General features: G+C 64.5%; 23 protein-coding genes. 8 read left to right on the top strand and 15 right to left on the bottom strand.

Annotation, left to right across the window (positions count from 1 at the left end; genetic code table 11):
• Position 1: 1 nt before the first annotated feature.
• From AC3G7M_RS01465 to miaB, 4 genes are read right to left on the bottom strand one after another with little or no spacing between them, the layout of a single operon-like run.
• The gene (locus AC3G7M_RS01465) at positions 2-907 is read right to left on the bottom strand and encodes a hemolysin family protein (protein ID WP_489213972.1); all 906 of its coding nucleotides are present in this window, start codon (positions 905-907) and stop codon (positions 2-4) included.
• Positions 904-1,341 (bottom strand): rRNA maturation RNase YbeY, encoded by a 438-nt coding sequence (ybeY, locus tag AC3G7M_RS01460; RefSeq protein ID WP_489213971.1) that lies wholly within the window; start codon positions 1,339-1,341, stop codon positions 904-906. Before ybeY ends, AC3G7M_RS01465 begins: the two co-directional genes overlap by 4 nt.
• A gap of 25 nt (positions 1,342-1,366) precedes the next feature.
• Complete coding sequence (locus AC3G7M_RS01455) at positions 1,367-2,413, bottom strand: PhoH family protein (RefSeq protein WP_489215912.1); 1,047 nt, start codon at positions 2,411-2,413, stop codon at positions 1,367-1,369.
• A gap of 35 nt (positions 2,414-2,448) precedes the next feature.
• Positions 2,449-3,882: a tRNA (N6-isopentenyl adenosine(37)-C2)-methylthiotransferase MiaB gene (gene miaB / locus AC3G7M_RS01450; protein ID WP_489213970.1), complete on the bottom strand. Its 1,434-nt coding sequence runs from the start codon at positions 3,880-3,882 to the stop codon at positions 2,449-2,451.
• Between the two features lie 237 nt (positions 3,883-4,119).
• Here miaB and AC3G7M_RS01445 point away from each other — a divergent pair, with 237 nt between their 5' ends.
• Together AC3G7M_RS01445 and AC3G7M_RS01440 are read left to right on the top strand one after the other, a co-directional pair.
• A complete protein-coding gene (locus tag AC3G7M_RS01445; RefSeq protein WP_489213969.1) occupies positions 4,120-4,536 on the top strand; it encodes a DUF1489 family protein in 417 nt (138 codons plus the stop codon).
• 146 nt (positions 4,537-4,682) lie between these two features.
• A complete protein-coding gene (locus AC3G7M_RS01440; protein WP_489213968.1) occupies positions 4,683-5,003 on the top strand; it encodes a hypothetical protein in 321 nt (106 codons plus the stop codon).
• 120 nt (positions 5,004-5,123) lie between these two features.
• Here the strand turns inward: AC3G7M_RS01440 and AC3G7M_RS01435 are convergent, their stop codons facing one another.
• The 6 genes from AC3G7M_RS01435 to AC3G7M_RS01410 form a co-directional block, all read right to left on the bottom strand.
• Positions 5,124-9,209, bottom strand: coding sequence for a translocation/assembly module TamB domain-containing protein (locus AC3G7M_RS01435; protein WP_489213967.1), 4,086 nt, complete (start codon positions 9,207-9,209; stop codon positions 5,124-5,126).
• Positions 9,209-11,050 (bottom strand): autotransporter assembly complex protein TamA, encoded by a 1,842-nt coding sequence (locus AC3G7M_RS01430; protein ID WP_489213966.1) that lies wholly within the window; start codon positions 11,048-11,050, stop codon positions 9,209-9,211. The genes AC3G7M_RS01435 and AC3G7M_RS01430 overlap by 1 nt, the downstream gene beginning before the upstream one ends.
• 210 nt (positions 11,051-11,260) lie before the next feature.
• Positions 11,261-11,746, bottom strand: a complete 486-nt coding sequence (locus AC3G7M_RS01425) for an Hsp20 family protein (protein WP_489213965.1) — start codon at positions 11,744-11,746, stop codon at positions 11,261-11,263.
• A 168-nt stretch (positions 11,747-11,914) separates the two neighbouring features.
• The gene (rpmE, locus tag AC3G7M_RS01420) at positions 11,915-12,142 is read right to left on the bottom strand and encodes a 50S ribosomal protein L31 (protein WP_489213964.1); all 228 of its coding nucleotides are present in this window, start codon (positions 12,140-12,142) and stop codon (positions 11,915-11,917) included.
• A 182-nt stretch (positions 12,143-12,324) separates the two neighbouring features.
• Positions 12,325-12,909, bottom strand: coding sequence for a Spy/CpxP family protein refolding chaperone (locus AC3G7M_RS01415; protein WP_489213963.1), 585 nt, complete (start codon positions 12,907-12,909; stop codon positions 12,325-12,327).
• Between the two features lie 100 nt (positions 12,910-13,009).
• Entirely contained in the window at positions 13,010-14,101 is a 1,092-nt protein-coding gene (locus tag AC3G7M_RS01410) for an NADH:flavin oxidoreductase/NADH oxidase (RefSeq protein WP_489213962.1), read from the bottom strand.
• 182 nt (positions 14,102-14,283) lie between these two features.
• Between AC3G7M_RS01410 and pdxY the strand changes: the two genes are divergently transcribed.
• From pdxY to AC3G7M_RS01385, 5 genes are all read left to right on the top strand, one after another.
• Positions 14,284-15,132: a pyridoxal kinase PdxY gene (gene pdxY / locus AC3G7M_RS01405; protein WP_489213961.1), complete on the top strand. Its 849-nt coding sequence runs from the start codon at positions 14,284-14,286 to the stop codon at positions 15,130-15,132.
• Positions 15,133-15,222: 90 nt separating this feature from the next.
• Positions 15,223-15,573, top strand: a complete 351-nt coding sequence (locus tag AC3G7M_RS01400) for a RidA family protein (RefSeq protein WP_489213960.1) — start codon at positions 15,223-15,225, stop codon at positions 15,571-15,573.
• A gap of 610 nt (positions 15,574-16,183) precedes the next feature.
• The gene (locus AC3G7M_RS01395) at positions 16,184-16,864 is read left to right on the top strand and encodes a CHAP domain-containing protein (RefSeq protein ID WP_489213959.1); all 681 of its coding nucleotides are present in this window, start codon (positions 16,184-16,186) and stop codon (positions 16,862-16,864) included.
• Positions 16,865-17,078: 214 nt separating this feature from the next.
• Positions 17,079-17,516 carry a TspO/MBR family protein gene (locus AC3G7M_RS01390; protein ID WP_489213958.1) on the top strand — a complete coding sequence of 146 codons (438 nt, stop codon included), beginning with the start codon at positions 17,079-17,081 and terminating at the stop codon, positions 17,514-17,516.
• Positions 17,517-17,603: 87 nt separating this feature from the next.
• Positions 17,604-18,296 carry a hypothetical protein gene (locus AC3G7M_RS01385; RefSeq protein ID WP_489213957.1) on the top strand — a complete coding sequence of 231 codons (693 nt, stop codon included), beginning with the start codon at positions 17,604-17,606 and terminating at the stop codon, positions 18,294-18,296.
• A gap of 24 nt (positions 18,297-18,320) precedes the next feature.
• Here AC3G7M_RS01385 and mscL read toward each other — a convergent pair whose 3' ends face one another.
• Positions 18,321-18,830, bottom strand: coding sequence for a large conductance mechanosensitive channel protein MscL (mscL, locus tag AC3G7M_RS01380; protein WP_489213956.1), 510 nt, complete (start codon positions 18,828-18,830; stop codon positions 18,321-18,323).
• Positions 18,831-18,972: 142 nt separating this feature from the next.
• Here mscL and AC3G7M_RS01375 point away from each other — a divergent pair, with 142 nt between their 5' ends.
• Positions 18,973-19,461 (top strand): YMGG-like glycine zipper-containing protein, encoded by a 489-nt coding sequence (locus AC3G7M_RS01375; RefSeq protein ID WP_489213955.1) that lies wholly within the window; start codon positions 18,973-18,975, stop codon positions 19,459-19,461.
• A 67-nt stretch (positions 19,462-19,528) separates the two neighbouring features.
• Here AC3G7M_RS01375 and AC3G7M_RS01370 read toward each other — a convergent pair whose 3' ends face one another.
• The 4 genes from AC3G7M_RS01370 to AC3G7M_RS01355 form a co-directional block, all read right to left on the bottom strand.
• Positions 19,529-19,987, bottom strand: a complete 459-nt coding sequence (locus tag AC3G7M_RS01370) for a hypothetical protein (protein WP_489213954.1) — start codon at positions 19,985-19,987, stop codon at positions 19,529-19,531.
• Complete coding sequence (locus AC3G7M_RS01365; RefSeq protein ID WP_489213953.1) at positions 19,984-20,517, bottom strand: hypothetical protein; 534 nt, start codon at positions 20,515-20,517, stop codon at positions 19,984-19,986. The genes AC3G7M_RS01370 and AC3G7M_RS01365 overlap by 4 nt, the downstream gene beginning before the upstream one ends.
• 78 nt (positions 20,518-20,595) lie before the next feature.
• Positions 20,596-21,474 (bottom strand): transglutaminase family protein, encoded by an 879-nt coding sequence (locus AC3G7M_RS01360; RefSeq protein ID WP_489213952.1) that lies wholly within the window; start codon positions 21,472-21,474, stop codon positions 20,596-20,598.
• Between the two features lie 12 nt (positions 21,475-21,486).
• Positions 21,487-23,991 (bottom strand): circularly permuted type 2 ATP-grasp protein, encoded by a 2,505-nt coding sequence (locus AC3G7M_RS01355; protein ID WP_489213951.1) that lies wholly within the window; start codon positions 23,989-23,991, stop codon positions 21,487-21,489.
• Positions 23,992-24,011 lie beyond the last annotated feature (20 nt).

Below are 24,011 nucleotides of genomic sequence, written 5' to 3'. Positions count from 1 at the left end.
GTTACGCCGCGGCGGCGGCGCCTTCCGTCTCGTTTTTGGGCGCGGGTGGTCTGACACGCACCGTATGGATATGCCGCGCATCGGCGTCGAGTACCTGGAACTCTGCGCCGGAACTCGGATGGGTGATGATCTCGTTCTCCGCCGGTACGCGGCCGGCAAGGGTGAAGATCAGCCCGCCCACCGTATCGATGGAAGAGGCGCGCTCCTCCGGTGTCAGCACCGGTCCGACCTTTTCCTCGAAATCCTCGATCGGCAGGCGTGCCGCGATATCCAGCGTGCCGTCGGGGCGCTCCGTCATCAGCGGCGCCTCGATATCGTCATGCTCGTCATCGATATCGCCGACGATCGTCTCCACAAGGTCCTCGATCGTGATCAGCCCATCGACCCCGCCATATTCGTCGATGACCAGCGCCATATGAACGCGAGCCTGACGCATCTGGACCAGCAGGTCGAGCACCGGCGCCTGCGGTGCGACCATCAGTGGCTTGCGTACCAGCTTTTCGATCGAGAATTCTTCTGGCCGGCCGATATAGGCGAAGACATCCTTGATATGGACCATGCCGACGATGTCATCGAGTTCGCTGCGATAGATCGGTAGCCGCGAATGCTGCTCTTCGCGCAGCCGCTGCAAGGTCTCGTCCAGCGTCAGATCGACCCGCAGCGCCACGATATCGGCACGCGGCACCATGACGTCATTGGCGATGGTGCCCCGCAGACGCAGGATATTGCTGATCAGCGAGCGTTCCTGGCGGTCAAGCTCAGGCTGCTCGTCCCCCGGATGCTGGGGATTGGACCCCGCCTCTTCGACCAGTTCGGCGATTGATTGGCGCAGCGTTTGCTCACTGCTGCGACGCCCCAATATCGACAGGATGCGGCTGAAGAAAGAGGTGTCGGTATGGCTGCTCACCGTGCCGCCCTCCAGGGATTGGGCACTTGCAGGCGGCTCAGGATACGGCTTTCCGCCATTTCCATGCGACGCGCGTCGCCGGGATGATGGTGATCCTCACCGTCCAGATGCAGCACACCATGAACCAGAAGATGGGCCAGATGCTGGGCCGCCGTCTTGCGCTCGGCCGCCGCTTCGCGGCGCACCACGCCCAGAGCGAGCACAAGCTCGCCGCCGACACCGTCGCCCGCAGGCTCAAAGGTCAGCACATTGGTTGGCTTGTTGCGGCCCCGATGCCGGGCATTGAGCTGGCGAACCGTGCGGTCGTCAGTCAGCACGACGGTGTCCACCACCACGTCGGGGACGGTATTCTGAGCGACCCGGATGGAGCGGAGAACCCGCTCCTCCAGCCGCGGCACGAACCGGCGCCAGCCCTGATCCTCAACGATGATCACAGGGTCGGCACCAGGGGCCTTGTAACTACTTGGAGGTTCCACTTTCACTCTCGCGGGGCCGGTGGCGCCGTGCATCACGCACGACGTCCCGCTCGGCCGTTGCACGCTGGTCATAGGCGGCGACGATGCGGGCGACCAGAGGATGGCGCACAACATCCTGTTGTCCAAAACGCGTGACACCAATGCCTTGGACGCCTTCGATGGTCGTCAGGGCATCGACCAGCCCGGAACTGACGCCCGGCGGCAAATCCACCTGCGACGGATCTCCGGTGATCACCATCCTGGTGCCCTCACCCATGCGGGTCAGGAACATCTTCATCTGCATGGAGGTCGTGTTCTGTGCCTCGTCCAGGATCGCGAAGGCATGGGACAGGGTGCGCCCGCGCATGAAAGCGAGGGGGGCCACCTCGATCTCGCCGGCCGCCATGCGGCGAATGACCTGATCGCCCGGCATCATGTCATGCAGAGCGTCGTAGAGCGGGCGGAGATAGGGATCGACCTTCTCCTTCATGTCACCGGGCAGGAAGCCCAGCCGCTCGCCTGCTTCGACCGCCGGGCGGGAGAGGATGATGCGATCCACCTGACCGGTCTGCAGCATGGCCACTGCCTGGGCCACAGCCAGATAGGTTTTGCCGGTGCCCGCGGGGCCGACGCCGAAAACCATCTCATTGCGGGACAGCATTTCCATATAGCCGGCCTGGGCCGGGCTGCGCGGCTGGATGGCGCCCTTCCGGGTGCGAATGGCCGGCAGATCCGCCAGGGGCAGGCGCGGCTCGCTTCCCCGCATGTTCAGCTTGATGGCGGCATCGACATCGCCGCTGGAAAGGCGCTGGCCACGTTCCAGCCGGTCATAAAGACCGTTCAACGTCGCCTGTGCGGTCTCGATGCCGGCGGCGTCGCCGGTGATGGCGATGCGGTTACCACGGCAGGCAAGGCGGATGCCGAGTGCCTGCTCCAAGCGGATCAAATGCCGGTCATGATCGCCCAGTAACTGCGATAACAAGGCGTTGTTCCCAAACTGCAAGGTCACCGCTCGCCCTGGGGTGAGCGGTGCGCCCGTGCCCTCAAGCATGCTGGTGTTCGACCGTTCGGCAGCCGAGATCTGGGTCAAGCGCTGGCTCGCTCCTGTCTGGGAGAGGCGTTGATGAGGGTAGCGGAAAGCGAATTCGAGGAACTGCCCCGAATCTTGACTGGCACGATCTGCCCTGTCAGGGAGACCGGCCCGTCCATATGCACGGCCTGGAGATAGGGTGATCGACCACCGATCTGGCCCGGTTGGCGGCCAGCACCGGTCACCAGCACCGGGATCTCCAACCCTACGGTGCGGGCGTTGAACTCTTCCTGCTGCGTGCGCACAAGCGCTTGAAGCTCGGCGAGCCGCAGGTCCATCTCGGCGTCCGCGACGACGCCGGGGCTGCCTGCGGCCGGCGTGCCCGGCCGGGGCGAGTATTTAAAACTATAGGCCTGCGCGTAGCCCACGTCGCGGATCAGTTGCAGGGTCGCTGCGAAATCTGCCGCGGTCTCACCGGGATGGCCCACGATGAAGTCCGAGGAGAGCGCCATATCCGGCCTCGCCGTGCGCAGCCTTTCGACCAGCCGGCGATACTCATCCGCTGTATGGCGACGGTTCATCGCGGCCAGGATGCGGTCTGAGCCTGACTGCACGGGCAGATGCAGGAAGGGCATCAGTGCCGGAACCTCGGCATGGGCAGCGATCAGGTCGTCATCCATGTCGCGCGGGTGCGACGTCATATAGCGGATGCGAAGCAGGTCAGGAATTTCTGCCAACGCGCGGGCAAGCCGGCCCAGGCCCCAATCCCGCCCGTCCGGCCCGACACCGTGATAGGCGTTCACATTCTGGCCGAGCAAAGTTATTTCGCGCGCGCCGCGGGCCACGAGGCGCTGTGCCTCCGCGATCACCGCGGCCGCCGGCCGGCTGGCTTCAGCGCCGCGGGTATAGGGCACGACGCAGAAGGAGCAGAATTTGTCGCAGCCTTCCTGAATGGTGAGAAAGGCGGTGACGGCGCGGTCTTCGCTTGGCCTGGCTTCGGGCAGGAAATCGAATTTCTGTTCGACCGGGAAATCGGTCTCGATCACGGGGCCCGCGGCACGGTGGGCGCGGGCGACCATCTCAGGCAGGCGATGGTAGGTTTGCGGCCCCAGCACGATATCGACGAAGGGTGCGCGTTCGGTGATGAAGGCGCCTTCGGCCTGGGCCACGCAACCGGCAACGGCGAGGATGGTCTGCTTGCCCTCAGCCGCGCGCGCTTCCTTGATCAGTCGAAGGCGGCCGAGTTCGGAGAAGACCTTGTCGGTTGCCCGCTCCCGGATGTGGCAGGTATTCAGGATCACCATATCCGCGTCAGCCGGGCTTTCCGCCGGGCCGTAGCCCAAGGGCGCCAGCACATCCGCCATTTTGCCGCTATCATAGACGTTCATCTGGCAGCCCCATGTGATCATGTGCAGGCGGCGCAGCGGTTTCGGGTGAGCGGTAGCGTCGGTCGCGGGGGCAGCGTTAAAACGGAAATCCGAGAGGCTCATAGGGCGAGAGTTCCTGTCCAGCCATCCGGTACTACCGCTGGCGTCGGACCAATCGCGTTCCGCAATCTGAGGGTCAAGCGCAATGAGGCTGATCGACTCCTATTCCTCCTATGCAGCTTCGCAGAGGCAGGGGGGAGACTGTCAAGCGTGACATGATGACAAGATCGCGTTTGGGTTGTGTGAACCGGTTCTGATTCACGTGCCGAATCGGTCGCGGTTGGATTAACTGAGAGGGTCATGATCCATCTTATCAAATTAAGCGTCGGCACGCGCGATGTCGATCATCTGAACCGCCTTCAGCACGACCGCCAGATTTCCGATCCACCCTTGCGGCACTGGACCCGTCACGCGCCCAAAAGACGCGAGGAGATTCTGGACGGCGGGTCCATTTATTGGGTTGTCGCCGGCATGGTGCAATGCCGCCAGCGCATTTTGGGAATCGAAGCCGATTCCTATGAGGATGGCAGCGCCGCAACCGCTCTGGTGCTCGATCCGGCCCTCGTCGCGGTCGAACCGCGGCCGGTCAAGGCGTTTCAGGGCTGGCGCTATCTTAACCGAAATGACGCGCCGCAGGACCTGGGCGACCCTGGTGAGGCAGGCTCTGATCTGCCACATGGGCTCCGTCTTGCCCTGCGCGAGCTGTGTTTGCTGTAAGATCATGATTTATGTAGACAACTGTCGCTCAAAATCCCTTGAGTTGTTACGGGATTATGGGCGATATGCCTGACCAGGGAGACATCCTCTTCCACGGTAGAGCCAAACTAGACCGCCTGTCCTCCATTTCAACAGGAATGTTATTGATGCGTATCCTTAAACCTTCTCTTGCTATCGTTCTGGGTCTAGCCCTGGCTCCCGCGGCTGCCCTGGCCCAGGCTTCCAATGTCTCGGTCCCGCCGCCGAACCCGAAGGCTTCGGTCACGACCACCAACCCGGTCACGAGCAGTGGCCAGGGCGCCAATAATTCGCAGCCCGTGGGCGGCCCGTCCATCGACAAGACGGCGCATGCCAAGAATCACAAGCGCGCCCATCACAAGATGTACGGCAAGCATCACGACTACACGAAGAGCAGCCCGGCCAAGGGCCCGACCGCTCCGCACCTGAAGACGACCGGCACCAACTAAGCCTGGTCGGAGGTGCGCCTCGCCTGAGGGCGCCTCCAGGAACGCTTCGATCAAAACCCCTCGGACGCACGTCCGGGGGGTTTTGTCTTCTGGCCCTGATCAAGACCCGCGGGCCGCCTCTCAATAATTGAACTGGTAGGTCACGCCGACGCCGTTGCTGTCGCCGCCGACCTGGGTTTGCAGCTTCAGCCCCTTAGCAATGTCGATCTGCACCTGCGCCGCCGTGCTGTTCGCGCCGCCGCTGGTGCCTTGCGCCGCGCCTACATAGACGCCCGGTGCCACATAGCGGCCAGCCTGCAGCGTCGGCGCGCTTTCACTCTTGGTCGTCGTCGTATTGGTGGCGCCGGTCGGATTGCCCATGCCACTGCCGATGGACAACTGATCCAGTCCCAGCCCCTTGCGCACGCTGCCCAGAATACCTGCGGTACCGCCGGTATTGACGCCGGCGATGGAGGCCAGCGCCGAGGCGATTTCAGCCAGCTGGAAGGGGCTCAGCTGCGCCGTGCTCGACTTGAACAGGATCTGGGACAGGATTTCATCCTGCGGCAGGCTCGGGCTTGAACTCAGAATGATCTTGGGTGCGCTCGCATAGCCCGTGACGGCCAGGGTTGAGGTGGTGTTGCTGCTTTGCGTTGTCGCGGCAAAGTTGATGGAGGGGTCAGCGATATTGCCGCCGTCGAAACCAACCTCTCCGGTGGTGAAATTCAGTGTCGTGGTCAGCAGCGAAAACTGACCCCGGATCATATCGAAATGGCCGGACGGCCTGAGTGCGGCGAGTGAGCCGCCAAGATGCAGCCGTCCGCCCAATTCCGCCTCCAGTCCGTCGCCCCGCACAAAGACCGCGCGCGGCGCGATCAGCGTCAGGTCAAGCGTGATGGGCAAAGGCGGCCCGGCCGGCGGAACCGGCTTATCGCCCGGACGGACGACATGCAGCACCGCCACACTGGGCGGCAGGTTGCTCGGGATATTGATATCGGCCCGCCGGATGCGGATGGTGCCACCCGCGGCCATGCCGGTCGTGACCGCGCCGGTCACGTGAATCTGGGTATCGAAATGGGCTGTCAGCAGATCGCTTTGGATAGGATCGGCATTCTCGGCCGTAACGGTCAGATTGAGTGGCACAGTCGGTGCCAGCGCGCCGACGGTGCCGCTGATGCCGATCGTGCCGCTGCCGGCCTGGGCCGAGAAACTGTCGATGACGAGCTGCTCGCCCTGAGCTCTGATCCGCGCGGTGATGCCCGATAGCGTCAGTCCCTGGCTGTAATCCTGGAAGCGACCGCCCGCCAAGGCAAGGGAGCCCGCGATCTGCGGCGCTTTCGGGCTGCCCGAGGCGCGGAGTGCCAGGGTGAGACGCCCGGCCACCTGCCGGCCGGCCGCTTCCATGATCGGGTTCAGCAAAGCGAGGTCGAGTTGGCCGTCGAGACCGAGATCCAGCGCGCCGGTCATCGCAATCGGGGCGGTGCCGGAGAGCGTCACATGGCTGGCAGACCCCGCTGCCAGTTGTACCTCCACGTGAGCCGAGCGCCCGGTGAGATTGGCGCGGGCGTCGATCGTCGCTGGCGGCAGAGATCCCGCCGGTCCCGACGTTTCCCGCAAGCCACGGCCTTGCAGCGTGACGGTGCCGGACGGTGCGGCCATGGTGCCGGACAGGCTCGCCTCGGCATCGATGCGCCCGGCGACCTTCAGGCTGGGGGCGAATGGCTTGATCAGCGCCGGTGTCACATTGGCCAATGCCACATGCAGGTTGAGGCGCGGGCTGACCTCACCGCCAGCATCGATGGTCGCCGTGCCAACCGACAGGCGCAGACGATCGACCCCCATGCGGCTGCCGAACTCCACCCTGGCCGGCGCCAGCAAGCGCAGCGTTTCGCCATGCCATGCCGCGGTCAGCGCCGCGAGGGCGACACGCTTATGGGTGAGGTCCAGCGTCGCCCGCGTCTGCGCGCTGGCTGGTGCGCCTTGCAGGTCCGGCAGTGTTGCATCCAGCGTCAGTGCCAGAGCCGAGAGCGGCCCATTCGCAGTCACCGTCGCGTTGCCGCGGATGCTCGCGGCATCGATGCCGCGCAGGCTGGCTTTGGCCGCAATCTTGGGCGCCGTCGTCGGATCACGGATATCGCCGGTCAAGTCGAGAGCCGCCACGCGGTTTGTACCGAATGCGAGGCTGCGGCCTTCGAGCGACAGATGGGCCGCCTGCTGCGGTTGCGCGTCAAGCTTGAGCGCGATGCTGCCCGAGAGCGGGGCCGCGATCAGGAAGCGGAAGTCGGCCAGCCGCTTGAGAGTGACAGCAATGTTGCCGGTCGGCAGGGTCGCGCCGGGGGCAAGTGCCACCGCACCCTGGCCGGCCAGGCTCTTCCAGCTCATGCGGTCGATTGTAGCCGATATCGCCCCGTCAGCGCCGCGGGCCGCGGTGATCGCGATATCGGCGGGAGAGCCGGCGGGTTTGCCGGTCAGCGTGATAGCGGCCTGGGGCGCGCTGGGCAGGCCGGTGGCATTTATCTTGAGGTCAATCGGGCCAGAGAGCTGCTCAACCGCACGGCCACCCTCTGTCGTTCCGACCGTGCCCTTGACCTCGGTCTGCAGCGCGATGGACTTGAAGGTGCCGTCGGCATGGCCGGTCATGGTCACCGCACCCATCGCCTGGGGCGCGATATCGGCGAGGCGGCTGAGCGCCAATGTCCAGTCAAGGGCAACCTGCTGGCTTGCCTGCTCCAGCGTGCCGCGGGCGCCGAGATCGATATGGTCGCCATGCAGCGTCAGGTTGGAGAGGTTGACCGTCTGGCCCGCCATGTCTGCGGCCAGAGCCAGATGCAGCTTGCCGCCGGTCAGCGCCATGGCCTGCGGCAAAGCGCGGGTGAGCGCGACATCGGCGGCGACAGTCGCTTGCGTGTCTGCGTCATCGGCGCTGCGGGTCGCATGCGCGGTCAGATGCGCGCTGCCGGCCAGATCCTGCTGACCGATGGCGGCAAGGGGCGTGAGGTTGGGCAGGTCGAGCCCGATATCGGCGGCCAGCCCTGGCTTCAAATGGCCGGCCAGGGTGAGATGAGCGATCGGGTGGTCGATGGTGGCGGTCACGGGCTCGTCCGGCTGATCGAGGCGCAGCCCGGCGGTGACCGCAATCGGCGTATTGCCCAGCAGGCTTGCCGGCAGGCCCGGCATAGCGAGACCCGCCAGGCGCGCCTTGAGGGAGACGGCGCCAAGATTGCCCTGAATGTCGGCATCAAGCGCCGTCAGCGTGATGCCCTGGGCTGAGAGACCAGCCAGGCTCATATGCCCGGTCGCATTCGGCTTGGCGAAGGGGCCGCTGGTCTTGAGCGCGATATCGACGCCCTGCCAATGCAGGCCGGGTGCGGGGCTCATCGCCGGGGCATGGGCCTTGATCGACAGGTCTGCGGCCTCGCCCGGAATATCGACGGTGCCGTCGATCGCGGCGGTCAGCGGTCCGGCGGAAAGGGTAAGGGTAAGTGGTGCGGCATTCTGTGGCCCGTCCAGCTTTGCGGCCAGATGCAGCGCGCCGAGATCGGGCAGGCCGGAGACACGGGAAATCATGCCATGGGCCGGTTCGTCGACCGCGAGAGTGGCCGCGAGCGTCTGTCCGTCGAGTGCGACATCGGCGCCGTAGCGGCCGGTGCCGTCCAGATCGGCGATGGCGAGATGGGCTTGGCCGGCATTCTTTCCAGTGACCTGGGCGCGACCGCCGATGCTGATGTCGATCGCTGCCTTGCCGGTAAAGGCCTGGGCGATGGCGACCTTCGTGATGCTGAGATCGTGCAGATAGAGTTTGACCGGCAGCGGCGGGATGGAGGCTGCCAGCGGTGTATTGGACGCGGGGCTCGGCTTGGCGTCTGGGGCCGCGACCGGGGGCCGCAGCAGTGTGACGCTGTCGGCATGAAGCGTATCGATGACGAGGGCGCGGTGCACCAGCGGCGCCAGCTCAAGCTTCACGGTGAGGCCGGAGAGCTGACCCCAGGCACCATCACGGTCCAGCAGCTCAAGCCGGGCGACATGCAGGTTGGTCGGCACCGTGCCGCTGAGCCCCGTGATGCGGAAGGTGCCAGCGCCGTAGCTATTGGCGAGATTCTCGACATAACGCTGGCCGGGCGCGGTGTTTACGGCCGCGATCACGCCACCGATCAGGATCACGACAAACAGCAGCAGCACGCCGATCGCGACGCCAAGCCATTTCGCGATGCGGGTCACGATCCGCATCAGAACGCCTGCCCAATGCCGATATAGAACTGGAAATTGCCGCTATTGGCCTGATGCACGACCGGCACGGCGAAATCGACCCGGATTGGGCCGATGGGCGTGTAATAGCGCAAGCCGATACCCGCGCCGACCTTGATTCCGCCCTGGAAGGGCGACGAGGTCGCACCAACCTGACCGGCATCGACGAAGACAGCAGTACCGAAGCTTTTGCCGATGCGCTGGCGATATTCGATCGTACCGGCGTCGATGGAGGTGCCGCCGATCGGGTTGCCGTCGGCAAATTGCGGGCCGACCGATTGGTAGGAATAGCCGCGGATGGTTCCGCTGCCGCCGGCATAGAAGCGCTGGTCGGGCGGCAGCTGGAAGGTGGAGGCGCCTTGCACGGTGCCGACCAGAGCGCGGAGCGCGATGACGCTGCGGCCGTTTCCTGTCAGGTCGAGATAGGTTGAACCCGAGAGCTGCAGGATGGTGAAGAAAGCCGAGGGCGATAGCAGGGATTCGCTCGGTGTGACGCTGCCGGTCGCGCGGATGCCTTTGGTCGGATCGAAGAGCGAATTCGTGCTGTCGTATTTCAGGGTAACGGGCAGCTGGACCAGCAGATAATGGTTGCTCGCACCTTCCTGCTCGATTTCCTCGGTCGTGCCGGACATGCCTGCCGAAAGACTCCAGTTTTTATCGAACTTGCGGGTGAAGGTGGTGCCGACAATCTCCGCCGTCTGGTTATAGGCCGTGAAATCCTGCTTCAGCGCGCCGATGTTGAAACTCAGCTGCTGATCGCGCCGGTAAAAAGCGGGCAGCATATAGGTCGCGCCGATATTGTAGCCGAGCCCGTTGGTGCTCGATCCGCCAAGTCCCGTCGCCTGCGCGCTCAGCGTCAGGGTTTCGCCATTGCCGAAAAGATTGTGATGGGTCCAGCTGGCGCCCAGAACGCCGCCGGTATCGGTCGCAAATCCAGCCGTGAAACTGACCGTACGCGGAGGGCCCTCGCGCATGATGAAGGTGATAGGCAGCCGCCCATCGGGCCCGACGGCGGCTCCCGGCACGGCCTGGACGGACGAGAAAACGCCGAGACCTGCGAGATTCTGCCGCGCCGTCTCGATCTTGCCGGCATTGTAGATCTGGCCGTCTTTGATCGTCAGTTCCCGCCGCACGAAGCCCGGTTCAACATTCTTCAACCCTTCAAGCGCGATCGGTCCGATATCGACGCGGGCACCGGCCGAGGCTGTATAGGTCACGTCGATCGTATGGGCGGCGGGGTTTTCATAGGCCGCCGGCGTGCTCACCTTGGCGAAGGCGTAGCCTTCGTTCTGCATTTCGCTTTGCAGATCAGCACCAGCCGCGATGACCTGGGCCGCTAGGGCGGGGTCTCCGCTTTTCAGATGAAAGACGGTCATCGCCTTGGCCGGCACGTCTCCCTTTACAGTGACGCGACCGAGATGAAAGAGCGGACCTCGGGTCAGCGTGACATTCACCGGAATAGGCGTTGCCGCGGCGTAGGACGCGATCGCCTGCGGCAGGTTGGGATCGTCGAGCGCTTTGCCGTCGATCGTGATGGTGACCTGGCCGTCATAGTAGCCCTCGCTGTTGAGCACGGTCTCCAGCCGGGTGACGTCACCCCGCGCACGCAAAACCAGTGCGAAGGGACCGGCCGGCGCCTTGGCGCGGAGGGATGCGAGAGTGGAGGTCTGCGCGACAAGCTTGTCGATGGCGGCATCGCCGGACGGCTTGAAGGTAACCGCGTAAGGCTGCGGGTCAGCTGCCCGTGTCGGTGTCGCAAGCGATAATCCGATAACCGCGGCCGTGAGCCAGGCTGCCGGGGGCAGGGATGGCAGCCGACGCATGCGCAGATGAAAAATCAGACTTCAACCCTCCGTGCCGACCTCTTTCTTAACCTTGTCCGGCAGTTACGGTCGATCTCTAACCTCTCTGTAACGAGATGGGGGAGAGGCGGAGGGGTCAAGCTCGCGTGAGCGCCAGGTGATTCAGGCGGCAAACATGGAAAAGGGCCGGTCGCCCGGCCCTTTCCCTTTCGTCAGCGGCGAGCCGCGGTATTAGGCGGCCTGGGCCGGGGTCTCGACCGCCTGTGCCTCTGCCGTCAGCACCTTCTGGCTGCCGGCGCCGGTCGCAATCTCGATCCGGCGCGGCTTGAGCGCTTCGGGAATGACGCGCTTCAGACCGATATGCAGAAGACCGTTGTCGAGGCTGGCATCTTCGACGACGATGTGGTCGGCGAGTGCGAAGCGACGTTCAAAGGAACGGCCAGCGATACCGCGATAGAGGGTAGCGACCTTTTCGCCCTGCGCCGGCTGCACGCGGCCCGACACCACCAGGGTATTGTCGCGCACGGTGACATCAAGGTCATTCGGCGCGAAGCCAGCGACAGCCACCGAGACGCGATAGGAATCGTCGCCGGTCTTCTCGATATTGTAGGGCGGGAAGGTCGTGGGGGACGCGTCCTGCTGCAGACCTTCGACCATCTGGGCCAAGCGGTCGAAGCCGATCGCAGTACGGAATAAGGGCGTGAAATCACGGGTCATCGGAAAACCTCCTAGTGAAAGCAAGGTCATATTTTATGGACCGCCATTCGGCCGGTCCGGTCAGTCATCGAGGCCCGCATGGGCACCCCGATACGCCAGACATAGAAAGGGCCGCTTCTGGTTCAAGAAGCGGCCCTCAAAAAATCGTCAGACAGTCAAAAAGCGCGATCAGCCCTTGCGGACGCCGATGCTGGCAAACTTCTTGTTGAACTTCGCGATCTGGCCGCCGGTATCGATGATGCGCTGCTGACCCGTCCAGGCCGGATGCGACTTGGGGTCGATATCCAGGCGGAGCGTATCGCCCGCAGAACCGTAGCAGGAGCGGGTCTTAAACTCCGTCCCATCGGTCATGATGATGTTGATCTCGTGGTAGTCGGGATGAATGCTGCTCTTCATGGTTTCCGTTCCAGTCGGCGCCGCCGATACGACCGGAAGCGCGGAAGCCGCGGCGTATAAACGGAGCGGCGCCTTGTGGCAACTGCGGGATTGCCTCATCCAGGGCTTCGCGCAGCAGCTCCGCGCCAGACAGAGCCGGCGGCGCGGTCTTTCGACCTATCCGCCAGCTCCTGCTGCGAGGGTTACGGCGTTGCCTTGGCCTTGGCCGGACCCTTATGGCGCGGGCTGCCCGGCAGATCAGACAGGAAAACCGCGTCCGCGACTTTTTTCTGGTCGGCGGGCATGACCGCATAGAGGGCGGAAAAGGCATCCGAACTCTTTTTCAGACCGTCCAGCCGTAATTGCTCGACCTGAATGAAGGAGCTGAGATCCTGAGTCGCGTCCATGGTCGGCAGTTGCTGGCGCCGGGTACGATAGGCTTGGCCAAGTTGAGCCGCGTTTTGCCGCATGGTGTCGGCGAAAGCGGTCCACTGGGTTTCTTCGTCCGGGGTAATTTTCAGGTCCTTATGCAATGTGTCGAGATAGGTGTTGAGGGCCTGGCTGCCGTGATGGTGGGGGGCGCCGCTTTTGTCGGCTGAGGCCGATGGAGCGGCCGGGGCTGGCACCTCGGCCGGCGTCGTCGGGCTGGCGGCGCTGGGTGATGTCGTGGCTGGCGTCGTGCTTTGGGCCTGGGCCGCGGTGATGACGTGAACCGGGCCCAGGCCGCAGACAGCGGCAAGCCCGAAGGCCAGGACCAGTCGCGGCGAGGCAGGTGCGGTGAACTTCATCGGCTTTGATCCTTGGAAAGAGCGACCCGGCGCGGGGTCGTCATTATATTTCATATCGAAAACGAAATGTCACTCGGTGACCTTCGCTTCCGGCTGCCTGTTACTCGTGGACCGTCGCCCGGCCATAAGGACCGGGCAGATCGAGTTCCACTCCCAGGCGCCGCGCCGCGCGCAGGGGCCAGGCAGGGTCGGCCAGCACCGCACGGGCCAGGAGGACGATATCCGCCCGCCCATTCGCGATGATCTCTGCCGCGTGGCTAGGTTGATCGATCAGACCTACCGCGCCGGTCGCAATCCCCGCCTCCCGCCGCAGGATCTCTGCGAAGGGCACTTGGTAGCCGGGATGCAGCGAGGGAATTTTCTGCTCAGGGGCGATGCCGCCGGCCGAGCAGTCGATGAGATCGATATCGCCGCGCGCCGAGAGCATCCGCGCGATCGTCAGGATATCGCCCTCGGCAGTCAGACCGCCGGGCATGAAATCCGAGCAGGAGAGGCGCACGAACAGCGGCAATTCCGCAGGCCAGACAGCCCGCACAGCGTCCAGCACGTCCATCAGCATGCGTGCCCGGCCGCGGACATCGCCGCCATAGGCGTCGGTCCGCGTGTTGCTGATCGGCGATAGAAAGGAATGCAGCAGATAGCCATGCGCCGCATGGATTTCCGCGATTTTAAAGCCAGCCGCCAGGGCCCGGCGCGCGGTCTCGGCAAATTGCGTGACAATGCCGCCGATTTCGCCGGCCGTCAGAGCATGCGGCGCGGGGTCCTTCGTTTCCGAAAAGCCGCGTTCCGTGGGGGCTTCCGTCTGCCAGCCGCCGTCGGCCACCGGGATGTAATGGTCGCCTTCCCAGGGTCGAGTGCTACTGCCCTTGCGGCCGGCATGGGCGATTTGGATGCCGGGCACTGCGCCGCCGAGGGTGATCAAGGCCGCGAGCCGGGCCGCCGCTTCCTGCTGTGCATCATTATACAGCCCAAGGTCGTTCGGGGTGATGCGGCCGACGGCCGATACGGCGTTCGCCTCTGTAAAGACGATGCCGGCGCCACCCATCGCGCGGGCGCCCAGATGCTGCAGGTGCCAGTCATTCGCCACGCCGTCGATTGCCGAATATTGGCACATGGGAGAGACCGCGAGCCGATTGCGGGCGGTGACGCTGCGGAAAGAGATCGGCTGAAACAGAAGCGGCACACGCGCCATGGGACAATCCTAGACTGAAAGACACTGCTGCCGGGCGATCCGGCGACGGTCGGCATATAGGGCCTGCAGGGCCCGTTGCTACCGCGACGCCAGTCACCTTGCCGGCGACATGAGGCGGCTTCATGGCGCATATGGCGCCAGCACCTCTCAGCCATCGCACAATCCCGTGCTAGTCAGCTCGCATGAATATTCTCTCCATTCAGTCCTGGGTTTCCTACGGTCATGTTGGCAATGCCGCCGCCGTATTTCCCATGCAGCGGCTGGGGGCCGAGGTCTGGGCCATCAATACGGTGCAGTTTTCCAACCATACGGGCTACGGCAGTTGGCGTGGGTCCGTGCTGCCGGCGGAACTGATCCGGGAACTGGTGACAGGGATCGAGGAGCGGGATGCGCTGCCGCGCTGCGACGCCTTGCTGTCCGGCTATCTGGGCGATCCGCAGGTCGCGGAGGCCGTGCTCTATGCCCGCGCGCGCCTGCAGGCCGCCAATCCGCGCGCCATCTATTGCGCCGATCCCGTTATCGGAGACGACGGCCGGGGCATCTATGTGCGCCCCGGCATCGCCGAGCTGATGCGCGACCAGATCGTCCCGGCGGCCGATATTCTGACGCCCAATCTCTTCGAGCTGCGGTATCTGACGGGCCTGCCCTGCGACTCGCTCGCGGGGGTGAAAGAGGCGGTGGCCGCCCTGCAGGCGCGCGGACCCCGGCGCATCCTGGTGACCAGCCTGCGCACGCCGGAGACGCCTGACGACAAGCTCGACATGATCGCGGCCGAAGGCGGCGCCTATTTTCGGCTGCGGGCGCCGCTGCTGCCGATTTCCGTCAATGGCGCGGGGGATGCGATTGCAGCCCTATTCCTGGTCCACACCTTGCAGGGGAAGACCGCGGCCGAGGCGCTGGCCGCTGCAGGTTCGTCCATTTTCGGCATTCTCCGGCATACCGCCGAGACCGGTCAGCGCGAGATTGCGTTGATCGCGGCGCAGCAGGAGCTTGTCGCACCCACGACGATTTTCCAGCCGGTTTCCGTTTGAGCGCACGTCGCAAGCTGGCGGGAAGGGCGCTATAGGTCGGGTGGGCGTGCTCGCCCAGCGCGCTTTATTCTCACCTCCGAGGATTTCCCGATGAGCAAGATTCTCCGTACCAATCCCGGCCCGATCCTGTCGGCTGCCGTCGAATACCATGGCTTCGTGTATCTTCAGGGCTGCACGGGCCAGGACCTGGACAAGGACGTCACCGGTCAGACCGAAGAAATTCTGGCTCAGATCGACGATCTGCTGGAGCAGCACGGCACCGACAAGACCCGTCTGCTGACCGCCCAGATCTGGCTGAAGCACATCACCGATCGCCCGGCGATGAACGCCGTCTGGCAGGCTTGGCTGCCCGAAGGACTGGCGCCGGCCCGCGCCTGCGTCGAAGCCAATATGGCTGACGAGAAGCATCTCGTCGAAATCATGGTGACCGCCTGTAAGTAAGGTCTCGATGCTACGGAATCGCCTCTTCCGGGGGGCGATTCCAGCTCGCGGCCGGTGCGCGCCGTCGCGCCGATCGGACCTAGGCTTAGCCGCGGTCGCTGCCCCCTCCCAATCCCGCTGCACTGCATCCGAATCCCAGACCCGCTTCATAGGATGGGCGTGCCAGCTTTAGGGTGATAGCTCAAAGGGGCAAAATTAGGATTTTGGTCCTAAAAACCACTCACGTTCTGTAGCGAAATTCGACTAAATCGCATCTTGACATGCATTTTTGTCGATCTGCCGTTGTCATGGACACACGGCTCCGTTACCTCGAGGTCACGAACTGCTGAAGATTTTCACTGGGATGGCCCGTAAACCGATGCAGAGATTAGTCAGAGAAGCCTGTGTTTTTGCGTCGCTTTTGGTTGCAGGCTCGTCTCTGACCGCTGTTTCAGCTGAAGCTCACACACGTAAAATTGACCACCATCTCCATGCTGCTCTGTCGCACAAGCATGGCTCAACCCATGTTGCAGCGACCACTCGGCACGGTCATCAGGTCGCGCATAATGCGCATCACCGCGGCGCCGTCTACGCGGCCGCCAGCGATCACGGTCAGCCCAAGAAAGAGCGCGTGACCTTCACCTACCGCCGTCACGGCAAGCTCTATACCCGCACCGTCTGGCGCACGCGTGACGCGGTCGCGGTCTATGGTGACGGCGTCTACCATCACGGATACCTGGAATGCGTGCCCTATGCCCGCAACGTCTCGGGCATCGATCTGTCCGGCAATGCCTTTACCTGGTGGAATGAGGCTGCGGGCCGTTATGACCGCGGCCAAAGCCCGCAAGCCGGCAGCGTATTGAACTTCCGTGCCAACGGCCGTATGCGCCTCGGCCATGTCGCCGTGGTGCAGGAAGTCGTCAATCGTCGTGAAATCCTGATCACGCAGGCGAACTGGGGTGGCCCCGGTTTTGTCCGTGGCGGCGTCTCCAAGGACATCTCCGTGGTCGATGTGTCACCCAATAACGATTGGACGGCGGTTCGCATGGCGCTGGGCCATTCCGACACCTATGGGTCCGTCTATCCGACCTATGGGTTTATCTATGCCCATGGCGCGCCGGCGACCCTGATGGCAGATGCCGGACCCGCCCCTCAGGTCATGTTCAATGATCGTCCGCCGGCGGACCTGCGCAGCCCCGCGCAACGCGGCCGCACTAACACGCTGTTCACTCAGAGCGTGCAGCTCGCCTCGGCTCCGGCTTTCGACGGCCAGGCCATCGCTTCCAGCGCGCCGGACCGCAATCTGCGCTGATAGCGCTGCCCGACTATCGGGCTTCGCGTCGAACTTGGCTCTGCTTTGCGGGGCATTAGTCTTCCAAGCTTCATAACCGCGCCCTAGTCTCTGCACAGGCAGAGCTTGATCATGGAAGGGGCGTGTTTTCCAAAACCTCCGGCAATCCGGTGGCGGCCATAGTCGTGGCAGCCAAATCCTTGGTCTTATTGGGTTCCTGGGTCTGTCGCTGCTTGTGCAGCTCGCGGCATCGGGCGTGGCTGGACCTGCGGCAAGCCACTGGTATTTGTCGCTGCGTCAGCCGCTGCTGACCCCACCGAAGGTGGTTTTCTCCCTGATATGGATCATGGCCGATATCAGCCTCGGCCTGGCTGCTTGGGTGCTGTGGCGGCGGATTGATCCCTGGCGCCTTAGCCCGCGCAAGGCGCTGCGTCTCTGGGCCTGGGAGATTGCTCTGATCGCCATCTGGGCGCCGGCCTTTTTCGGACTGCATGCGCCGGGAGCGGGGCTTATCGTGATGCTTGCGTTGATCGGCAGCGCTGCCGCCACTGCTTATGCTTTTTGGTATCGCGATCGTCTGGCGGGCGCTTTGTTACTCCCTTCTCTGCTCTGGCTCTGCTATGGAGCCTACCTTAATGTAGGTTTTTGGTGGCTGAACCCTGCTTTCGGCTGATCTTCCCTGCAGCGGACGCCATCATAACGCGAAGAACGGGCCGGCATTTGCCCTCCGTTTTTCCGGGACGGAGCATACGACATAGTCATGACCAGTCGGATTATTATGCGGGTTGCGCCCGGCTTGTTGTTTGGGCTCGTCGCGGCAGCGTCTTTGCCCGGCCATCAGGCCATGGCCCAGGCAGCGCTGCCTCAGCCGACCTCCATGGGCCCCGTCGTGCAGGGCGGCAATGGTAATCAGGCCGGGCAGCCTTCGGTGGGCGGCCTGCCAGGTGCCCGCAAATCTGGCCCCGTTCAGCAGGGGACGATCGATTCGACCCTGCTGTCGCCGAATGATGAATTGTTCGACGCGATCAATCGCGGCGATATCACAGCCGCGCGCGACGCTCTCTCCCGCGGCGCCGATCTCAGCGCGACCGACGCCGTTGGCCAGACGCCGGTTGATCTTTCGGTAGCGCTTGCCCGCAACAACATCACGTTCCTGCTCGTGACGCTGCTGCATGCCGGTGGCGGCGATATTACCGACGCCCAGGGGCCAATGGCTCAACCGCCGGCAAATACTCTGGGCCTCAGCTCGAAAGACCAGAAGGCGGTCAGCACGCCGGTTGGCTTCTTCAGCCCGCCGCCGACTGCCGCCGCCAAATCCACGCGCACCAGGCGGTATGAGCCGGCCGCGGCCCGGTCCGCGACTTCGTCCAGCACCACCTCTGCCTATGCAGGTGGTGGGGGTTCTCCCAATGCAGCGGCTGGCTTCGTGGGCTTCGGCGCCGGCGCGCAGTAAGCGCGCCGGCGCCGCAAGTCTCGGCTAGCTCGGTTCGATCAGCTTCGCAGTTGAGGCGGCAGGTCCCGTGACCTCCGCCTGACTGCGCAGCAGGTCGCGGATCTCCGTCAGCAACAGCTCTGTCGTCGTCGGTTCCGGGGGTGGAGCGGCTGCGGCTTCCGGTTTTTTGTGCAGCTTGGACATGCCCTTTACGAGCCAGAAAATGGCGAAGGCCACGATCAGGAAATTGATCACGGCATTGATGAAGAGCCCAAAATTCATCGTCACCGCGCCGGCCTTTTGAGCCTCGGCGAGGGTCGCGACATGCGGTCCTTTCAGCGTCAAGAACAGATTGCTGAAGTCGATACCGCCCACAATCAGGCCAAGAATCGGGTTCAGGATATCCTTCACCAGACTACTGACGATACTCGTGAAGGCCGCACCGATGATGATACCGACGGCAAGGTCGATGACATTGCCGCGCATAATGAAGCCTTGAAACTCCTCCACCCAGGCGGGGCGCTGCTTCAGGCCTTTGAGGTCAAATTGCGCCATGAAATCCTCCGTTTGCGTGCGACGCCCGGGGTGCGGCTACCCCCGGACGGCGGTCTTCAAACCACTATCCCATTCGGTTACTCGACAATGGGTTCCTAATGACGGATGGGAAAGGGTGATAGCCAACCTTAAAAGGGTCAGCATGACACGCAAGCTTGCCATTCGCTCCTGCGTCATTATCGCGGGTCTTAGTCTTCTGACAGCCTGCGGAACCAGCCAGCCGGACCGCACCTCCGGCGCCGCCGCGACAGGCGCCGGCACGGGAGCCCTGATCGGAATCATTGGCGGCCCGATCGGCGTCGTGGTCGGTGCGGCGGTCGGCGCGGGCGCCGGTGCGCTGACGGCCACCAATACGACGCCGCAGCAGGTCAATCTTGGCGATCCGCTCTGGGCGCAGGAACATGGTGCGCCTGCGGGTCCTGCGACCACGCCGATGGCGGGCGGCAATGCCTATGGCGGCATGGCGCCGCCGCAGCCGCTGGCAGGCGACGGCGGCGCACCTGCACCGTATCAGCCGTCCGCGCCGGGAGGTCCTTCACCTGGCGCGCAGCCCCTGCCGCCGAGCGGTCCGATCCAAAGCCAGTCCCTGGCGGCACCACAGGCCGGTCAGCCGAGGACCCTCTCTCCGTAACCAATGGCCCAGGCAGCGCGCCGCTTGCGGGGTTTGCTGCCTAGCATGAGCCAAGAGCGCGTCTTTTTTATTGGGCCGGCGGCAGAATCGGCGGCTTGCTGAGGTCGCTACCGCTCGGTTCGGCCAGATCTGCTGGCGGTGGGGTGATCGGCTGGCCGGTGGCGCCACCCTGCTGCGGGGTCGCCGTAATCGACCCGACGTTGGCGGGCGCGACATCCAGATGGCGCATGCAATCCGACATCACGTCCTGACGCTGATGCTCGATCGCCAGCCTATTGGTCGAATTCGGCAGAATGGAGGTCGCGCCGAAGGGCGAGCTGATCGGATCGTTCTGCGCCAGCGCATCAGCATTGGCCTGGCTCACAACCTGATCCGCGATGCGGTGGCAGGCGTCGAATTGTGCCTGCTCGCTGCGCGATTGCTGCGGCGCCTGGGCACAAGCGACCAGCAGCCCGAGCGGCAGTGCAAGCGCCGCCAAGGTGGGAAGGCTCTGACCGAGGCGGCGGTAGGCGGGGGGCGAACTCATGCGGAGACTCCAGTAAAGGCCTGGCCGCCATCCCGTTCGGACGGCCGCTCGGGCAGATTGCGGCGCAGCGAAGCTTCATCGAAACGGGCGTCGTCGGTCAGATCGGCACGGGCTGCCGCCCGCATCAGAGCACGATCGATTCGCGTGCCATCGCGCTTCGATGACAAATAGGTCTTGGCCCACGGGGCCGTCGCCACAAGATGCACGAGCGCCAGAAGGCGCAGGCACAGCGATACCCCGCTCAGCGTCGCAAGCCCTGCCATACGATCGACGGCGCCCGCCCAACAGCGCGCGTCGCGATCCGTAACATCCAGATCGGTAATCCGCCCGTCAGCCGGTTGAAACCGGAAGCTGCGCTGCGCGCCCCAGTCGGCCGACAGGGAATGGGCGCGCGCGGCATCCCAGGCGGCCTCAAGCTCACGCACCGGCACCGGCGGCATCGCGGCAGGCGCGAGCGCCACCCGATACAGCACATGGTCCGGGCCGTAGTCGCGCACTTCGACAGAGGGAGCGGGGCGTTCGTCAGCCATGCGCCAGAATGCCCTGCCCAGCGGCGCTACGCCAGCATCACAGCCTGTGTCGCGGAAAAACCTGCCCTGCAAACCGCATCAATCCTCGATCGGTTCGAGATCGACCGACACATCAAGCCCGTGCGGACCGCCGCCCAGGATGATGCCGCGCAGGGGTGAGACGTCGCTGAACTCCCGTCCCCAGCCGAGAACCACATGCTCATCGCGCACGATAAGATTATTGGTCGGATCGAGGTCGACCCAACCAAGCGCGGAGCCGAGCCATGCGCCGACCCAGGCATGGGACACATCCGCACCGACCCGGCGGGGCTGGCCTGGCAATGGATAGGTGCGGATATAGCCCGAGGTATAGCGTGCCGGCAGGCCGAGGCTGCGCAGACCCGCGATCATCAGATGTGCGAAATCCTGGCAGACGCCCGCCCGCTGCGCCATCACGCGCGCGACGGAGGTGGTGATCGTGGTGCTGAAGGGCTTGAACGCGAAGTCCCGCTTGATGCGCGCGTTGAGTTCGATCAGCCCGGCCAGGATGGGCCGCCCGGCGGGGAAGGATTCCGCAGCATAAGGACCGGCCCCTTGGTCATTGGCAACCAGTGGACCGGCGAAGGTGAATTCCGCCGCCTGCCAGGCCCGCGGACCGCCCGCGGCGGCCTCTGCCGCCACCTGCTCCCAGGGCGGCGTCGCATCCGGCTCAGGCGCCACTGGAAAGACGACGTCGATCTCGGAGACGGCGGTCACTTCCAGCCGGTCATGCGGCTCCTCGATGAAGATCCATTCCACGATATTGCCGAAATGATCGACCGCTTTCGCAGTGCGCGCGGGCACCGGGTTGCAATGGATGGCGACGCCGCTGACATGCTGCCAGGGCAGGCTGCGCGGGCTGAGATGCAGCATATGGCTCGCAAGATCGACCTGCTCGTCATAGCTGTAGCTGGTGGTGTGGCTGAGCTTGAAACGCATGCTGATGGCCGATCAGGCTGCGCCGCGGAGGAACGGCGCTTCGTCTTCCTGCTCCACGCCCACGGCACGGGGCATGGGCAGCAAAGCGAAGTAACGGCGGAAGATCAGATCCGAGAGTGTGCGCATGCCTTCGGCCAGCGCCCGCAGCTGATCTGGCACGGTGGCGAGGGATGCGGCAGTCTCCTGTGCGGCCACGACGTCGGTGACGATGCTGTGGGCCGCGCGGAGCAGGGCGTCGGCTTGTGCCGTGACCCGGTCATCGCCGCCGTCGCCGATGCTGCGCAGCAGGTGGTTCAAGGTCATTAGCTGGAAAGCGACTGCCCGAGGATTGCTGTCATCGGCAATGACCAGATCCAGCACCGGCCCCGCCTGCAGCGTGGTGAAATAGCGGCTGCGATAGGTGATGGCCGAATCGCAGATCTCCAGAGCCAGACGCAACCCCAATTCCCAGCGCGGTTCCGGCTGATCCAGCACGATGCCCAGGTTGTCGGCGGTCAGCGCCGCACGCTCGACCCGCCGTCCCATTTCAAGAAACAGCCAGCTGCCACCGCGCACCATGTTTTCGGCGGCAAGGCCGGCAACGACCGTCGAAAAGCGCTGAATGCTCGCCATGGCATGGGCCAGGCCATCCAACTGGCCGCCGCTTGCCGCGATTTCATCGGTCGCCGTGCGCAGCATATGGGTGAAGGCGGCATACATCTCGCCGGTCAGGCGGTCGCGCACCAAGCCGGTCAAGCGTCTGGCCTGGCTGAGCAGGCGCCCAATTGGGCCGGTCTCGCGGGTCATGGCGATGATGGCAGCCGCCGTGGGTGATCCTTTGGTCGAAGGATCGGCATTGTTGAGATGCGAGGCCGCGAGGCACGCGTCCAGCAGCTGCAATTCCAGATGTTCGCGCGGCATCGGCGGGTTGCGGCCAAGGCGCAGAATGATCGCGCGCGTCAACCGAGCTGCAGTCTCAAGCCGTTCTATGTAGCGGCCGAGCCAGAACATGTTGTCGGCTGTGCGGCTGGGCAACTCTCCGAAGGTGCGGCGGATGGCGAGCCGCGCCTGCGGCACGGCGGCCGGACCGACGATTGTCTCGGCGCCCTCTGCCAGAACCCAGACATCCTTGGAAATTCCGCGGGCCGGCAATTGCCCGGTCATCTGGCCGGGCTCCATATGTCGTGCAAGACCACCCGGCATGGCGTGCCAGCTCCCACCGCTTTTGACCAGGAACAGGCGCAGAACGATGGGCTGGGGCACCAGCTCGTTCCCGCGGGCGCAAGGAGCCAGAGAGGGCGAGGTCGCCAGTAGGGCGGCATAGTCCTGTGGCTTCGCGGCGATCTTCGCGAAGAGCTGGGTGCGTTCGCTGCGGTCCATGTCCTGGGGCCGCCACAGCGGCACGTTGTCACCGCAAGCGGGCATGAAGTGCCAGTCCGTCGGGTCTGCATCCACCCGCGCGCGTCCGGCAGCGTCGCCCAGCCACACGGTCTCGACACTCGGCAGGCGCAGCCTCTCCCCCAGCAGCCGCTCGGCCAGAGCGGGCAGGAAATGCGGCAGCGCCGGCGCTTCGGCCAGGCCCGATCCGGGGTGATTGACGACCCGGACGGTGCCGGCGCGCACCGCATCCATGAGGCCTGGTACGCCGAGCAGGCTGCCGGAATTAAGTTCCAGCGGGTCCACCATGCGGCCGCTGAGACGGCGCAGAATGACGTCGATCCGATGCAGCCCATTCAGCATCTTGAGATAGACGATGCCGCCGCGGATGGTGAGATCGCCGCCTTCCACGAGGCTGCAAGCAAGCTCCTGACTCAGCAGCATGTGTTCCAACCAATGCGGGCTGCCGGGACCGGGCGTCAGGAGCGCGACATTGGGATGCGGCCGGTCTGGCGGCGCCGATTGGACCAAGGCGTCCTGCCAGAGATCAAAAAAGGGACGCAGCGGCCGTATTTGCACCGAGCGAAACATTTCCGGCACCACGCGCGACAGGATGCGGCGGTTTTCCCGCGCCATTCCCGCGCCCGCCGCGCCCGATGTGCGGTCGCTGAGCACGCGCCACTGGCCATCAGGGCTGCGGATGAGGTCCGCGGCGTAGAAATTGAGTTTCGGGTGATAGGACGCCGGATGGGTATCGCAGGCGCGCAGAAAACCCGGATTGTTGAACACCAGCGCCGGGGGCAGCAGGCCTTCTGCCAAGATGCTCTGCCGGCCATAGAGATCCTCGAGCAACGCCTCGAACAGGTTCGCGCGCTGCGTCAGGCCATCTTCCAAGACGGCGAATTCCTGCGCTGACAGCGGCAAGGGAATGGGGTCGCAACGCCACAGCCCGTCGTCTTCATCGGCGCCGTCCAGCGGTGCACCGGGCAGGATGCTGCGCACCCCCTCGTCCTCGAAGGCCTGGTCCAGCCGGCGCTGACGGCTGGCGAGATTGTCCGACAGCATCGACAACCCCCCGAGCACCGCGCGCCAATGAGGGCGGACATGGCGCGCGCCATCCACCATTTCATCAACGCCATTGCGGAGCCCGGACAGGTTCATCTCGTCGCAGTCATGATCAG

Source organism: Acidisoma sibiricum (assembly GCF_057837225.1).
This window is presented reverse-complemented; position numbering and strand designations above follow the sequence as displayed.

Coding starts and splice junctions, on each gene's coding strand:
- AC3G7M_RS01365 (WP_489213953.1), bottom strand. CDS start 20,517: ATGGCTGACGAACGCCCCGCTCCCTCTGTCGAAGTGCGCGACTACGGC.
- rpmE (WP_489213964.1), bottom strand. CDS start 12,142: ATGAAGAGCAGCATTCATCCCGACTACCACGAGATCAACATCATCATG.
- AC3G7M_RS01445 (WP_489213969.1), top strand. CDS start 4,120: ATGATCCATCTTATCAAATTAAGCGTCGGCACGCGCGATGTCGATCAT.
- AC3G7M_RS01425 (WP_489213965.1), bottom strand. CDS start 11,746: ATGACCCGTGATTTCACGCCCTTATTCCGTACTGCGATCGGCTTCGAC.
- AC3G7M_RS01400 (WP_489213960.1), top strand. CDS start 15,223: ATGAGCAAGATTCTCCGTACCAATCCCGGCCCGATCCTGTCGGCTGCC.
- AC3G7M_RS01355 (WP_489213951.1), bottom strand. CDS start 23,991: ATGAACCTGTCCGGGCTCCGCAATGGCGTTGATGAAATGGTGGATGGC.
- AC3G7M_RS01415 (WP_489213963.1), bottom strand. CDS start 12,909: ATGAAGTTCACCGCACCTGCCTCGCCGCGACTGGTCCTGGCCTTCGGG.
- AC3G7M_RS01435 (WP_489213967.1), bottom strand. CDS start 9,209: ATGCGGATCGTGACCCGCATCGCGAAATGGCTTGGCGTCGCGATCGGC.
- AC3G7M_RS01440 (WP_489213968.1), top strand. CDS start 4,683: ATGCGTATCCTTAAACCTTCTCTTGCTATCGTTCTGGGTCTAGCCCTG.
- AC3G7M_RS01455 (WP_489215912.1), bottom strand. CDS start 2,413: ATGCTTGAGGGCACGGGCGCACCGCTCACCCCAGGGCGAGCGGTGACC.
- AC3G7M_RS01370 (WP_489213954.1), bottom strand. CDS start 19,987: ATGAGTTCGCCCCCCGCCTACCGCCGCCTCGGTCAGAGCCTTCCCACC.
- AC3G7M_RS01375 (WP_489213955.1), top strand. CDS start 18,973: ATGACACGCAAGCTTGCCATTCGCTCCTGCGTCATTATCGCGGGTCTT.
- pdxY (WP_489213961.1), top strand. CDS start 14,284: ATGAATATTCTCTCCATTCAGTCCTGGGTTTCCTACGGTCATGTTGGC.
- AC3G7M_RS01430 (WP_489213966.1), bottom strand. CDS start 11,050: ATGCGTCGGCTGCCATCCCTGCCCCCGGCAGCCTGGCTCACGGCCGCG.
- AC3G7M_RS01360 (WP_489213952.1), bottom strand. CDS start 21,474: ATGCGTTTCAAGCTCAGCCACACCACCAGCTACAGCTATGACGAGCAG.
- mscL (WP_489213956.1), bottom strand. CDS start 18,830: ATGGCGCAATTTGACCTCAAAGGCCTGAAGCAGCGCCCCGCCTGGGTG.
- AC3G7M_RS01385 (WP_489213957.1), top strand. CDS start 17,604: ATGACCAGTCGGATTATTATGCGGGTTGCGCCCGGCTTGTTGTTTGGG.
- miaB (WP_489213970.1), bottom strand. CDS start 3,882: ATGAGCCTCTCGGATTTCCGTTTTAACGCTGCCCCCGCGACCGACGCT.
- AC3G7M_RS01410 (WP_489213962.1), bottom strand. CDS start 14,101: ATGGCGCGTGTGCCGCTTCTGTTTCAGCCGATCTCTTTCCGCAGCGTC.